Here is a 13,440-nt window from a genome sequence, read left to right as displayed (position 1 = left end):
GATCTTCTCGCTGAGGGTGCCTGGCAAAAAGCCAAGGCGCTCACCGGCTTCCACGGCCGGGCGGGTCAAGATGATGCGGCTGACCTGTTTGGTCTGCAGCGCGTTGACCGCCTTGGCCATCGCCAGATACGTCTTGCCGGTGCCGGCCGGGCCGACCCCGAAGACGATGGTGTTGGCGTCGATGGCGTCGACGTAGCGCTTCTGGTTGAGCGTCTTGGGCCGGATCGTCTTTCCGCGCCGCGACAAAACATCCAGCGTCAGCACTTCGGCCGGTGACTCGTTATCGGTGCCGGCCAGCATGGCGACGCTGTGGCGAACCACCTCCGGGGTCAGCGGCTGACCACCGGCAACGATGGCGACCAGTTCGGAGATCACCCGCTCGGCGAGCGCGACGTCGGCGGGCTCACCGGCGACGGTGACCGCATTGCCACGCACGTGCAAATCGGCGTTCAGGCTGCGCTCCAGAGCCCGCAGGTTCTGATCAGCCGAGCCCAACAAGCCCATCACGACATCGGGCGGAACATCGATGCTGCTGCGAACCTGAGCAGAGGCCGGGACGTCTCCGGCTGCGTCAGCAGCGCTGGTCTCGCGGGGTGTCACGTGGCTCTCGATGCCTGCTTTCTCGGCTTGTCGGTCGGTTGCTGGGCCGTCTCAGTCTACGCCGGGGGCCCGGGTTGGTCAGTGTTGCGCAACGTACTCGACGGCGCGCCGGTGTCGCGAATCTGCTGCGCGAGGCCGTTTGCCGGCACGTCGCCGTGCCGGTCCCAGCGCGGGGTCAACACACCGAGCGCCCCCAGGGCCACCGCCGCGGCCGTCGACGTCCGCAGCACCTGGGGACCGAGCCGCACCGCCGCCGCGCCCGCGTCGGACAACGCCGCCATCTCGTCTTCGGCGATCCCGCCTTCTGGACCGACCAGCAGCAGCAGTGATTTCGCAGGTGCCAGCTCGATATCCGCGAGTCGGTCGGTGGCCGACTCGTGCAAGGCCAGCGCCGTCGCGCCTGCGGCCACCTCGTCGCGGATCCACCGCGTCAGCTCGGCGGTCGACAACACGCCGTCGACCGCCGGGATGTGCGCCCGACGGGACTGCCGGGCCGCTGACCGGACGACGGCACGCCATCGGCGCAACCCCTTGTCGGCCCGGTTGCCCTGCCAGTTGGCCACGCATCGCGCGGCCTGCCACGCCACGAAGGCGTCGGCGCCGGCCTCGGTGGCAAGCTCGACGGCCAGCTCCGAACGCTCCGACTTCGGCAGTGCCTGCACGACCGTCACGGGCGGGGACCCCGGCGCGACGATCCAGCGCTCGAGCACCCGTGCCCGCAACCCGTCGCGCCCGGCATGTTCGACCTCGCAGTGGGCCAGGGCTCCGGCGCCGTCGCCGAGCACGAGACGCTCGCCGGGACGGATCCGCCGCACGGTGGCGGCGTGAAAACCCTCGTCACCGCCCAGTACGGCGAGCGAGCCGGGCTCGGGCAGATCGTCGAGGTAGAACAGGGTCGCGACCATGTGCGCGCCTCCGGGCGCCGACTAGCGCCCGGTGAAGGTTTCACGGAGCCGGCTGAACAAGCCGCCGCCGGCGTGGGTCGAGCGAACCTCGGGCACGTCGCGGCCGCGGCGAGTTTTGAACTCGCGCAGCAATTCGGTGTCGCGGTGGTCCAGCCGGGCCGGAACCACCACCTCGATGTGGACATGCAGATCGCCCCGGGTGCCGGACCGCAGGTGCGGCATGCCGTGGCCACGCAGCGTGATGACCGAAGCGGGTTGGGTGCCGGGCGGAATGGCGATCTCGCTGACGCCGTCCAAAATGGCGTCGACGGTGACGGTGACGCCCAGCGCCGCGTCAACCATCGGCACCGAAACCGTGCAGTGCAGGTCGTCGCCTTCGCGGACGAAGACGTCGTGGGCCTGTTCGTGCACCTCGACGTACAAGTCGCCGGCCGGCCCACCACCAGGCCCAACCTCACCCTGCGCGGCGAGCCGCACGCGCATGCCGTCGCCGACGCCAGCAGGGATCTTGACGCTGATCTCGCGGCGGGCCCGCACCCGGCCGTCGCCCATGCACTGGTGGCACGGATCGGGGATGACGACGCCGACGCCACGGCACGTCGGACACGGTCGCGACGTCATCACCTGCCCCAGCAGCGAGCGCTGCACCGTCTGCACCTCGCCGCGGCCGCCGCAGGTGTCGCAGGGCACCGGTGCCGAATCGCCGTTGGTGCCCTTGCCCTGGCACCGGTCACACAGCACCGCGGTGTCGACGGTGACCTGCTTTGTCACACCGGTGGCGCACTCTTCGAGGTCGAGCCGCATCCGCAGCAGCGAGTCCGAGCCGGGCCGCACCCGCCCGATCGGGCCCCGGGAGGTCGCGCCGCCGCTGAAGCCGCCGCCGAAGAAAGCCTCGAATACGTCGCCCAGGCCGCCGCCGAATCCGCCGAAACCGCCGCCCGCCGCGGCCGCGTTCTCCAGCGGGTCGCCGCCCAGGTCCACGATCCGCCGCTTCTCGGGGTCGCTCAGCACCTCGTAGGCGGCACTGATCTCCTGGAATCGCGCCTGCGCGGCCTGGTCCGGGTTGACGTCGGGATGCAGTTCGCGCGCCAGCTTGCGGTAGGCGCGCTTGATCTCCGCGTCGCTGGCGTTTCTGCTCACGCCGAGCAGCCCGTAGTAATCGCGTGCCACGCTTGACTCTCCTATACCTGGTCTATCCCCGCGCCTGCCCACCCTGCGGGTGCGCGTTCATCGGGCACCCAGGACTTCGCCGATATATAGGGCAACCGCAGCAACGCTGGCGATAGTTCCCGGATAGTCCATCCGGGTGGGCCCCAGCACACCCATTCCCCCGTAGACGGTGTCGGAGGTGCCGTAGGCGGTGGTCACCACGGAGGTGCCCAATATCTGCTCGGCGGCCGTCTCATGGCCGATGCGCACCGTCACCTTACCGGCTTCCTGCTGGGCGGCCAGCAACCGCAGCACCACCACCTGCTCCTCGAGCGCTTCCAGGATGGAGCGCAACGAGCCACCGAAATCGGCCGCGTTACGGGTCAGGTTGGCGGTGCCGCCCAGCAGTAAGCGCTCTTCGGAGTGTTCGACGAGCGATTCCAGCAACACCGTCGCCGACCGGCCGACGGCGTCGCCCAGGCCGTCTGGGCTGCTCAGCTGCCCCGCGAGGTCGGCGACCGCGACGGAGGCGGCCGACAGCTTCTTGCCCACCAGCGCCTGGCCGAGCATCTCCCGCAGCTGAGAGAGTTCGTGCTCGTCGATGACGTCACCGAGTTCGACGACCCTCTGGTCGACGCGGCCGGAGTCGGTGATGACGACCATCAGCAGCCGCGCCGGGGTCAGGGCGATCACTTCGAGGTGACGCACGGTCGACGACGACAGCGTGGGGTACTGCACCACGGCCACCTGCCGGGTCAGTTGGGAGAGCAGCCGGACCGCCCGGCGCAGGACGTCATCGAGGTCCACGCCGGACTCGAGGAAGCTCTGAATCGCGCGCCGTTCGGCCGAGGACAGCGGCTTGACGTCGTCGAGCCGGTCGACGAACTCCCGGTAACCCTTCTCGGTAGGCACCCGGCCGGAACTGGTGTGCGGCTGGGTGATGTAGCCCTCGGCCTCGAGTACCGCCATGTCGTTTCGGACCGTGGCGGACGAGACCCCCAGGTTGTGACGGTCCACCAACGCCTTCGAACCGATCGGCTCTTTGGTGGCGACGAAATCGGCGACAATGGCGCGCAGCACCTCAAACCGACGGTCATCGGCACTTCCCACCGGCCTCCACCTCCTTCGATACCGCCTTGACCGGATTCATTTTACGGGCTCGGGCGATGCCGACCGTGATCAGCGGCGGTTCGGCGGAACCGGTTGCCGCAAGGACCGCTGCCCATCATCGCCGCGACGCCGGCGATGGCCGTCGGACGACTTTCTTCGAACGCACCGGTGCTGCCGAGCATCAGTCCGGCTAGCCTTTCCAGAATGAAGCGGTCGGGCCAAAGCGATGAGTCGGGAGAGTTCGGCCGATGATTTTCAAGGGCGTGCGCGACGGCAAACCGTATCCGGAACACAACCTGTCCTATCGGGATTGGTCCCAGATACCCCCGCAGCAGATCCGGCTCGACGAATTAGTCACCACCACAACGGTGCTCGCACTGGACCGCTTGCTGTCCGAGGACTCCACCTTCTACGGCGATCTCTTCCCCCATGCCGTGCGGTGGAGGGGCATCACCTATCTCGAAGACGGCCTGCATCGTGCTGTGCGTGCGGCGCTGCGGAACCGCACCGTGCTGCACGCCCGGGTGTACGACATGGATATGCCGCTGGGCTCACCCGCATAAGTGTCACGTTCGGGCCTCGCCGCGTGTCGACCTAGTAAGGACGTTGGTTTCTCACCACAACTTGCCAGGAGGATCGCCATGCCACGACTGCAAGGAGTCTCCGACCGCGACGCCGGCCTCGGTGCCAAAATCGCCTTCTTCTTCACCCGACGCAAGCTCGCGCAGATGGCCGGGCTCGAAACCGCGGGGATGCTGGAGCCGCTGCGGATGTATGCGCATATTCCCCGATTGCTCAGCGCCTACGGCAAGTTGGAGCAGGCCGAGGCGAAACTGGACATTCTCAGCCCCCGCCACCGTGCGCTGGCGGAGCTCAAAGCAGCGACGACGGTGCGCTGCGAGTACTGCATCGACCTCGGCTCACAGATCGCCCGGCAGTGGGGCATCACCGACGAAGAATTGCTGGCGATGGCGAACTACCGCAACGCCACGTGTTTCTCGGACGTCGACAAGCTGATCCTCGAGTACGCCACCGCGATGAGTCGCACCCCGGTCGAGGTGACCGACCAACTTTTCGACGCGCTGCGTGCGCACTTCGACACACCGCAGCTCGTCGGCCTGACCCACGTCATCAACCTGGGCAACATGCGCGCCCGGTTCAACATCGCCCTCGATATCGGGTCGTCGGGCTTTTCGGCCAATCGGGTGTGCGCGTTACCCGAGACCGATCGGCCGTGACGGCGGATCCGTCATTGGCGGCTCGCTTCGAGGCGGCCCGACCGCAGCTGGGCGCCATCGCCTATCGCATGCTGGGCTCGATCGACGACGCTCAGGATGCGGTGCAGGAGGCGTGGCTGCGGCTGAGCCGCAGCGCCGAGTCGGACGGGATAAACCGCATCGCCAATCTGGACGCCTGGCTGACCACCGTGGTGGCGCGCATCTGCCTGAACGTGTTGCGCGACCGCCGGACTCACGGCGGCGAGGAACTTTCCGGTCACCTGCCGGACCCCATCGTGGAGGCCGCAGGTGAATTCGACCCCGAGCACCGCGCGATGCTGGCCGACGCGGTGGGGTTGGCGCTGTTCGTGGTGCTGGACACGCTGCCGCCGGCCGAGCGGCTGGCGTTCGTGCTGCACGACGTGTTCACCGTGCCGTTCGATCAGATCGCGGCCATCATCGATCGAACGCCGGAGGCGGCCCGCAAACTGGCCAGCCGGGCCCGACGCCGGATCGAGCAGGCCGACCCGGCTCCCGAGGGCAGCTTGGTCGCGCAACGGGAGGTGGTCGACGCCTTTTTCGCGGCGGGGCGCAGCGGCGACTTCGACCGCCTGGTGGCGCTGCTCCATCCCGACGTGGTGTTGCGTGGTGATTTCGGCGCCGCCACGGCGGTCGTCCGCGCCGAGGGCGCGTCCTCGGTGGCCCAGCTGGCCCGCAGTTACGCCGGGCCGGAACGCGAAGTGTGCGCCGCGACGGTGAACGGCGCCGCCGGAGCGGTGATTTTCATCGCCGGCCGTGCGGCATCTGTCATGGGATTCGTGGTGCGCGGCGGCCGAATCCGCGCCATCGACGTGCTGGCGGATCGGGCGCGCATCGCCAGATTGGACCTGCGCGCGTTACGCGCCGATCACTGACCGGCGGCCTCCAGCAACTCCATCGCCGACGCCCGCGACAGCACCCAGCCGCCGCCCTGGTTGACGAACGTGACGTTCTGCGTGACCGGCGAGGTCAGTTTGGGGCCGGAGACCGCGACGTCGGCGGTCGCCGAACCGTCCGCGGCCGGCTGGACGTTGGTGACACCGAACGACAGCGGCAGGTCGCCGTTCTTGGCCGCCTTCTGCAGCTTCTTGTCGGCGACGTGCGCTGCCATTCCGCTGATGCCGCCCTGCACCAGGTTGCTCTTGTTGGAGAAGGAGACCTTGGGGTCGGCGAGGGTGGTGAGCACGCCGGTCAGCTGATCGGAAGTCGGCACGTTGGCGTCCGTAAGCGGCTGCGCCGGCGGCGGATCCTGCGGAAGCGGAGCACCGACGGTGGTGAGCCGCACTCCGGCGGCCAGGGCACTCGGCGTCGCGGCCGAGGCCACGCCTGCGGCCACGCCCCCGACGATGGCCAGCGCTGCCACCCCGGTGGCAATGGTCTTGACGGTTCCCATGGTTCCCCCTCTAGACGAGCACGAATCTCGACGCGTGATCAGCGATCCGCGTCGCCAATTGATGGCGGCGTGGAAGGTGTCAGCGTGCCCTTTGCGTCACGTATTTCGCGTCTGGGCACCGATACGTTACGGCGATCCGATAGGAAAAAACGTGACCGAATTGTGCGCCCACTGTGTGAGGACACGCGCTGATGCCGCCGGGCCGACCGATTGGTGCGTGCCGGGGTTAAACGCCAATCCCCATGCGCCGCCATCCGGGGCGCATGGGGATTGGTTTTCAGCGTCGGTATTACTCGACGCCGAACTGTCTTAGTTGGTAGCCGTCGCCGCCTGCAGTAGGGCAAGCGCCGCGTCGTGTTGCAAGACCCAGTTTCCGTTCTGGTTGACGAACACCAGGTGCTTGTTGACCGGCCCGGCGAACTTCGGCCCCGTGATGCCCACGTCGGCCTGGGCCATGTTCGGACCCGCCGGCGCGATGTTGGTCACGTTGAATTGCTCGGGGAAGTTTCCGTTCCGGTACGCCTTCCGCAGGTCGTGGTCAGCGACCATACCCTCGTTTTGCGGCACGCCGTTTTCAACGAGGTTGGTCTTGTCCCTGTAGTTGACCCCGGGGTCGGTTACCTGGGTGCAGAGGTTGGCCAATTGGTCCGCCGTCGGCAACTGCCCCGGCGCTCCCGGCGGCGCGGGCGGAGGCGGCGGCGGGTCCTGCGGCAGTGGCGCGCCGACCGCAGCAAGTTGCACCTGATCGAGGCCGATCGGTGCGGCAATGGAAGCCACGCCGGCGGCGGCGCCGCCAATGGCGGTCAAGGCCGCCACGCCCGTGGCAACGGACTTCACGGATTTCACAGGTCCCCCTTCGATGCACATGGACCGTGGCGGATATCTCGCGGATAGCCACACGCGGTCACACGTCTCCATGGATGAAGATGGTGTAAGTGTGCACCGTGACTCGGGAATTTGTGTCTCAGGTGGGTCACGTTACGACGACGCTACGGTCGCGACGTGTGAAAGCACGCTAAATATTCTGTGCCGCAAGCAGGTAGCGACGGTAAATTCGACCGCCGCGTCAAAGGGGTTGGCGCTCATCGTGTCTAGTTCTCACCGAGTACCTGGAGGGGCTGACGGTCGATCCCAACACCCGGTCGGATAGCAGTCCAAGGCAGCTGAGGTTGGGAAAACCGGGCCCCTGGGTCAGTCCTGACAAGTTCGGCAGGAACAGCTTGGGCGTCACATCGGTGACGGCCAGGTCATAACCTATCGCCTCCTGCAACCGCTCTGAGGTCAACGGTCCACCCAGCCCGAGTTCGAGCAGATCCAGTGCGTCCTGACTGAATAACGATGCGAACCACAGTGAGTCAGCGCCGGAGCCGTCGATCACGAGATCAAACCCATGTACCGTCTCGAGGTTCTCGCTGCCGCGGTTGGTGGACAGCGTCAGCCGGATCTGTCCCTCCTTGCCTACCGCGTGCGCGACACGGCCACGCAGGTGGTGAATGCGATCGTCGGCCAGCAGCGCTTCCTGCACGTTGGACGAAAACACCCCGCGGTCGGTGCGGGCCAACGCATCACGGCGTTCGGCAAGGGTAAGGGCCGGCCAGTTGGTGGGATCGGAGAACAGCGAGTTCTCGAAAAAACCCTCGCCGCGGGTGAACAACGTGGCCTGCGGAGAAATCACGGTGATGCTCGACACCCGGTGCCGGAACAGTTCATAGAGCATCGCCGCCGCCGTCTCGCCACCGCCGATCACCGCCACCCGCTCCGCGTTGATCCGGTCGTGGTTGGCGGCGCGATCCCAGAATTGGGCGATCGACAGCATGCGCGGATTGCCGGGAAGCAAGGACTTTTCGGCCTGGCCGGGACCGGTGATCATCAACGCATCGGCGTGCACGGTGGTCTCGTGAGTGTGCAGAGCCCAGCGATCCCCGCTGATCGCCAATCGTTCGACGTCACCGTGCACCACGTTCATTCCCACGTGATCGGCTACCCAACTCAGGTACTGGCCCCACCGGCGATGCGTCGGCGCAGGTCTGCCGCGGTCGATCCACGCGGCGAACGACGCCGTCGCTATCAGATATGACTGCCAGCTGTAGCGGGTCATCCGCTCGTCGAGTTCGGCGTTGCGGCGCGGCACCAGCGCCGAGCGGTACGGGAACCCGACGTCTTTTTCCGGGCTGGTGCCCAGCCGGTGCGCGCCATCGGTCCAGCCGCCGCTCGCCTGCCAGTTCGCCGCGACGCCGATCCGCTCCACGGCCACCACGTCGGGAACCTCCACGCCCATTTCGCGCAGCGCGAAGGCCTTGGCCGCCACGGCCACCGCCTTGGCGCCGGCACCCACGATCGCAAGTGTGCTCATCTCACCATCTCCCGCAGCGATTCAATCCAAAGCTCTTGTAGCGCGGCAATATCCGCGTTATCGAGAATGTCGGGCAACGCGCGCCACTGCGCCGCCAGGACCCGCTCCTCGCCATAGGTCAGCACCATCGCGGCGATGGTGAGCTCGTGGCGGACCGCCAGCTCCGGCTCCGGCACCGGGGACGTCCCGGCGAGTAACTCGCGCTCGAGCCGCAGCCCCGTCCCGCCGCCGGTGTGGGCGGCGCCGAGATAGTTCAGCAGCAGTTGGGGTGGTGCAAAAGCGGCGAGCCGCTCGGCGGTGTCGTCCCGCAGGTAGCGCAGCAGCCCGTAGTCGAGTCCGTCGCCGGGAATCGCCGACAACTTCTCCCCCACCTTGCGCGGATCGGTCGAGTCCACTCGTACCGGGTAGATGGAGCTGAGTAACCCGACCGTGTCGCTGGTGTCGATGGTGCCTGCTCCGGCCGTGTCCACCAAACCATCGGCGCGGCCGTGGGTTTCGAGTGCGAGCAGCGGCGGCGGAGTGGCTTGTCCGCGCAGCTCGCGCCAGCGCGTCACCGTCGCCGCGGTGGCGGCGATCAGGAGCGTGGGCAGCGACAGGTCCGATTCCAGCAGCCGGCGGGTGACCTCGGCGTCGGTGGCGACGTTTCGAACGAGCAGGTTGCGAGCGCGGTCGCGGCTCGGATCGAGCCGCCTGGCACCGAGGTCGGGATCGTCGCCGTCCAGTTGGGTCGCCCAGAATTGCACCGTGTCCAACCGCTGTGCACGCGCGGTGAGCGCGTCTGCCCAGCGCCGGTAGCTGGTGTGTTCGCGCACGGGTGCCGGTGCGTGGCCGGTGGCCGAGGCCGTCAGGGCGGCACCGAGTTCGCCGAGGATGACTCGCCACGACGCCGGGTCGAACGCGACGACATGCGCGGCCAGCAGCAGAACGCTCTCTCCCGCCGGCGGTCGTAACCACACCACGGACAGCAGCGCTCCGCGTTCGGGGTCCAGGCGATCGACGGCCTGCGCGACGTGTGCGGGCACGGCGCCGACCAGATCGTCAAGGCCCTCAACCTCTTTGACGAGGTCGGCGATATCGGCGGCCGGTGCCGGCGCCAGGGTCATGCTGGAACGGTCTAGCCGGGTGCGCAGCACTTCGTGGCCCTCGATGATGCCGGCCAAAGCCGCATCCAACTGCTCGCGGCGCACCGTCTCGGGCAGTCGGATGGCTTCGGTCTGGGCGAGCCTGCGCGGGTCGCCGAATTCGTAGAGCCACCGGCCGTTCGGGAGCAACGGCATTGGCCCGGTGCCGGTGTCCACCTGCTGGGCGGCGGCCGTGGTCTCCGAGTCGATCGCCTCGGCCAGTTCGCGAACGTTGTTGCACTCGAGGATGAGCCTGGCGCGCAGCGCAATTCCGCGTGCGCGGGCCGCTTGGACCACCGACAGCGCCATGATGCTGTCCAGGCCCAGCTGCAGGAAGTCGCCGGTGACGTCGATGCGCGGTTGCCCGAGCAGCTCGGCAAGCAATTCGACCAGCGCGGCTTCCGTGGCAGTCTCGGGCGTCGCCGCGCCAACCTCGGACTCGGCGTGATCGAGGGCGGCCAACGCTGTTTCGTCCAGCTTTCCGTTGGCGGTCAACGGGATTGCGTCAACCAGGACGATGCGCTGTGGAACCATGTAGCGCGGCAGCCGCGTGCTGAGCATGCGCCGCAGCTCGGCGGTTGCGGGCCGGTTGGTGGCCGTGTCGGTGGCCACGTACGCTGTGAGGCGCGCGATGCCCCGGCGCTGCTGGACCAACACTCCCGCATGCCGCACGGCCGGATGCGATTCGAGGGCGGCGGCGATCTCGCCGGGTTCGACGCGGTGGCCGCGGATCTTCACCTGGCCATCGGCGCGTCCCACGTATTGCAGTGACCCGTCGGACAACCGGCGCACCAGGTCACCGGTGCGATACATCCGTTCGGCCGGCGCAAACGGGTCGGCGAGAAAACGGGCAGCGGTCTCCGGGGCGCGACCCAGGTAGCCACGGGCCAGCTGGGCACCGCCCAGATACAGTTCGCCCGTCGCTCCGGAGGGCACCGGGCGCAGTGCGGAATCCAGCACGTAACCGCGGCTGTGCCGGGTCGGCCGCCCGATGGCCGGCTCGTCGCGCTCGGCTATGGCGGCGACCACCGCTTCGACCGTGGTCTCGGTGGGCCCGTAGCAGTTGTATGCGGTCATCGACGTCGTGCCGCACGCGTTGCGGATCCGGGCCCAGGCCGAACCGCCCAGCGCCTCGCCGCCCAGTGCCAACACGCTCAGTGGCACCCCGGTCAGCAAACCAAACGCTTGCAGCTGGGCAAACATCGATGGGGTGGTGTCGATCATGTCGATACCGTGCGCGGCGATCATCGCGACGAGCGCCTCGGCATCGGTCTGGGTGTGTTCGTCGACGACATGTACGCCGTGCCCGTCGAGCAAGCCCACCAGCGGCTGCCACGCGGCATCGAAGGCGAACGACCACGCGTGGGCGATGCGCAGCGGCCGGCCTAGCTTGCCTGCCGCTGGCCGCAGCACGCGGTCCAGATGATCGTCGGCGTAGGCGCCTATGGCGCCGTGAGTTCCAATGACGCCCTTGGGTTCTCCGGTCGTGCCCGAGGTGAATACGACATACGCGGCCTGGGCCAGCGGAACGTCCACGGGGCTGAAGTCGTCGTCGTGCGGTTCGCCGCCCGCCAGCAGCGCCTCGGTCAGCTTTTCATCCAACACGATCAGCGCGCCTGATTGACGCAGGATCGAGTCCACGCGTTCCGGGGGCATTCCCGGCTCCATCGGCACGCACATGCCGCCCGCTTTGAGCACGGCGAGTATCGCGATGACGTATCGCGGGCCCCGGGAAAGCCTGATACCCACCGGTGTTTCGGGCTGGACTCCGCTTTGGGCGAGTCGCGCCGCCAGTCGGGTGCTGTGAAGATCGAGCTCGCGATAACTCAACGCACCCCCCACCCAGCTGACCGCCGGGTGGTCCGGTGTCCTGGCCACAACATCGGCGAATCGGGCGTGGATGCTGAACGGCGACATCGGCTGTGGCGTGCCGGCGGCGTGCAGCGGAGCCGCCTCATCGTCCAGCAGCACACTGATGTCGCGCAGCGGACGCTCCCAGCCCTGCAACAGCCTCTCGGCGGCGGTGAGCACCCGCCGGCCCAACGTGCCGGCGGGAACGGCACCCAATGCTCCGTCGATCGCTTCAATCAGCACCACCAGCTCGCCGTCTTCCATGTGGGCGGCGACGGCGATCGGGAAATGCGACAGGGTTTGCAGGGCGGATGGGCGGAATGTCACACCGGCAGCAGTCAATTCGCCGCCTGCGGTCAAGCCGTCCATCGGGAAGTTCTCGTAGACCAGCAGGGTGTCGAACATTTCCCCGACCCCGCCGAGGGCCCGAAGTTGGGCGTGCCTCAGATAGCTGTGCTCACGCAGCATCGCGGCGTCACGCTGGACGGCTCGGCATTGCTCGCCGACCGGCGCCGCCGGGGCCAGACGCACACGCAGCGGCACGGTGTTGATGAACAGACCGACCATGGTTTCGACGCCGGTCAATTCGGGTGGCCGCCCGGACACGGTGACGCCGAAAACCACATCGTGCGTGTCGATCAGCCGCGACAACACCAGCGCCCATGCCATTTGCATCAGGGTGTTCACCGTGATGCCGCGGGATCGGCTGCCGTCGATCAACCGCGCGGTGGCGTGACCCGGCAGTCGCAGCTCGGTGGTGCGCGGCAGCGCCGTGCGACCCTCGGTCGTCTCGATGGATCCCAGTGACGCGGCGAGCAGGGTGGGCCCCGGCATCCCCGCCAGGTGGTCGCGCCAGACCCGGTGGCTGGTTTCGGGATCGCGGCTCGCCAGCCAGCCGATGTAATCGCGGTAGGGCCGCGGGACGACGGGCAGCGCCGACGGGTCACCGCCGGCCCGATACAGGATCATCATCTCGTTGACGAACACCGGCAACGACCAGCCGTCGATCACGATGTGATGGGCGGTGAGCACCAAACGCCATCGCGCGCCGGGCAATTCGATCAACAGGAAGCGGATCGCCGGCCCACGTTCCAGATCGAACGGTCGCCGGCGCTCGCCGGTTTCCAGCGCCGGCACGTCGGCGGGTGTCGCGGCGACCAGGCGCCACGGCAGCTCGACGCGGGACGGCACGATCTGTACCGGTCGCGGGATTCCCCGGCTGAAGAAGCTGGCCCGCAGGTTCGGGTGCCGCACCAACATCTGCTCCGCGCACTCGCGTAACAGCGTGACATCGAGTCCGCCGGAGATGTCCGCCCCGATCCCGATGACGTACGGGTCGTCCGCCGCTTCACCGTCGGCGAATTCGGCGAGCGTGGTCAGCGAATACAAGCCCTCCTGCAGCGGGCTCAGCGCCATCACGTCGTCGATGTCGGGGGGAACCTCGGTTTTGGCAGCTGTCATGTCGCGCCTTCACGTGACGACGAGAAAAGTTGCGTCACGGCAGCCAGATCCGATGGCGACAGTCCCGAGGTACTCATCGGCTCGAAACGGGTGTCGGTTTCCTGCACGCCGATGTCGGTCCCGTCGTCGCCCAGGGCCTCGAGTGCCGCGGCCAACTGCTGCACCGTCGGGTTTTCGAAGATCATGCGCGGACTCACGGCCAAGCCGGCCGCCCGCGCCCGCGAGGCGAGCTGCACGGACA

General features: G+C 67.9%; 12 protein-coding genes. 3 read left to right on the top strand and 9 right to left on the bottom strand.

What is annotated here, in order from left to right; genetic code table 11:
* The 4 genes from A5652_RS05680 to hrcA all read right to left on the bottom strand — a co-directional run.
* Positions 1-600, bottom strand: a 600-nt coding sequence (locus A5652_RS05680) for a PhoH family protein (RefSeq protein ID WP_197513786.1), incomplete at its 3' end; no start/stop codon positions are given.
* Between the two features lie 56 nt (positions 601-656).
* Positions 657-1,505: a 16S rRNA (uracil(1498)-N(3))-methyltransferase gene (locus A5652_RS05675; protein WP_067347539.1), complete on the bottom strand. Its 849-nt coding sequence runs from the start codon at positions 1,503-1,505 to the stop codon at positions 657-659.
* A 21-nt stretch (positions 1,506-1,526) separates the two neighbouring features.
* The gene (dnaJ, locus tag A5652_RS05670) at positions 1,527-2,675 is read right to left on the bottom strand and encodes a molecular chaperone DnaJ (RefSeq protein ID WP_067347535.1); all 1,149 of its coding nucleotides are present in this window, start codon (positions 2,673-2,675) and stop codon (positions 1,527-1,529) included.
* A 57-nt stretch (positions 2,676-2,732) separates the two neighbouring features.
* Entirely contained in the window at positions 2,733-3,764 is a 1,032-nt protein-coding gene (hrcA, locus tag A5652_RS05665) for a heat-inducible transcriptional repressor HrcA (RefSeq protein WP_067347532.1), read from the bottom strand.
* Positions 3,765-4,012: 248 nt separating this feature from the next.
* Between hrcA and A5652_RS05660 the strand changes: the two genes are divergently transcribed.
* The 3 genes from A5652_RS05660 to A5652_RS05650 all read left to right on the top strand — a co-directional run bounded on the left by A5652_RS05660 (position 4,013) and on the right by A5652_RS05650 (position 5,895).
* On the top strand, positions 4,013-4,327 hold the full coding sequence (locus tag A5652_RS05660; RefSeq protein ID WP_067347528.1) for a type II toxin-antitoxin system VapB family antitoxin: 315 nt from the start codon (positions 4,013-4,015) through the stop codon (positions 4,325-4,327).
* A gap of 78 nt (positions 4,328-4,405) precedes the next feature.
* Complete coding sequence (locus A5652_RS05655; RefSeq protein WP_067347524.1) at positions 4,406-5,002, top strand: carboxymuconolactone decarboxylase family protein; 597 nt, start codon at positions 4,406-4,408, stop codon at positions 5,000-5,002.
* The gene (locus tag A5652_RS05650; protein WP_156745170.1) at positions 4,999-5,895 is read left to right on the top strand and encodes a sigma-70 family RNA polymerase sigma factor; all 897 of its coding nucleotides are present in this window, start codon (positions 4,999-5,001) and stop codon (positions 5,893-5,895) included. Before A5652_RS05655 ends, A5652_RS05650 begins: the two co-directional genes overlap by 4 nt.
* On the opposite strand, the gene A5652_RS05645 is transcribed toward A5652_RS05650, so the two are convergent.
* The 5 genes from A5652_RS05645 to A5652_RS28020 form a co-directional block, all read right to left on the bottom strand.
* Positions 5,889-6,413, bottom strand: coding sequence for a hypothetical protein (locus tag A5652_RS05645; protein ID WP_067347518.1), 525 nt, complete (start codon positions 6,411-6,413; stop codon positions 5,889-5,891). The two genes, A5652_RS05650 and A5652_RS05645, sit on opposite strands and share 7 nt — an antisense overlap.
* A gap of 309 nt (positions 6,414-6,722) precedes the next feature.
* On the bottom strand, positions 6,723-7,259 hold the full coding sequence (locus A5652_RS05640) for a hypothetical protein (RefSeq protein ID WP_067347514.1): 537 nt from the start codon (positions 7,257-7,259) through the stop codon (positions 6,723-6,725).
* A gap of 220 nt (positions 7,260-7,479) precedes the next feature.
* Positions 7,480-8,766 (bottom strand): NADPH-dependent L-lysine N(6)-monooxygenase MbtG, encoded by a 1,287-nt coding sequence (gene mbtG, locus A5652_RS05635; RefSeq protein ID WP_067347511.1) that lies wholly within the window; start codon positions 8,764-8,766, stop codon positions 7,480-7,482.
* Complete coding sequence (locus A5652_RS05630; protein ID WP_067347508.1) at positions 8,763-13,199, bottom strand: non-ribosomal peptide synthetase; 4,437 nt, start codon at positions 13,197-13,199, stop codon at positions 8,763-8,765. The genes mbtG and A5652_RS05630 overlap by 4 nt, the downstream gene beginning before the upstream one ends.
* A partial coding sequence (locus tag A5652_RS28020) for a phosphopantetheine-binding protein (RefSeq protein ID WP_197513784.1) occupies positions 13,196-13,440 on the bottom strand: 245 nt, incomplete at its 5' end. The genes A5652_RS05630 and A5652_RS28020, both read right to left, overlap by 4 nt.

This window comes from Mycobacterium sp. 1165178.9 (genome assembly GCF_001673555.1).
Classification (GTDB): domain Bacteria; phylum Actinomycetota; class Actinomycetes; order Mycobacteriales; family Mycobacteriaceae; genus Mycobacterium.
This window is presented reverse-complemented; position numbering and strand designations above follow the sequence as displayed.

Bases quoted from the DNA above. Each gene is read 5' to 3' on its own strand.
- A5652_RS05675 (WP_067347539.1), bottom strand. From the start codon at position 1,505: ATGGTCGCGACCCTGTTCTACCTCGACGATCTGCCCGAGCCCGGCTCG.
- mbtG (WP_067347511.1), bottom strand. From the start codon at position 8,766: ATGAGCACACTTGCGATCGTGGGTGCCGGCGCCAAGGCGGTGGCCGTG.
- A5652_RS05655 (WP_067347524.1), top strand. From the start codon at position 4,406: ATGCCACGACTGCAAGGAGTCTCCGACCGCGACGCCGGCCTCGGTGCC.
- A5652_RS05645 (WP_067347518.1), bottom strand. From the start codon at position 6,413: ATGGGAACCGTCAAGACCATTGCCACCGGGGTGGCAGCGCTGGCCATC.
- A5652_RS05630 (WP_067347508.1), bottom strand. From the start codon at position 13,199: ATGACAGCTGCCAAAACCGAGGTTCCCCCCGACATCGACGACGTGATG.
- A5652_RS05660 (WP_067347528.1), top strand. From the start codon at position 4,013: ATGATTTTCAAGGGCGTGCGCGACGGCAAACCGTATCCGGAACACAAC.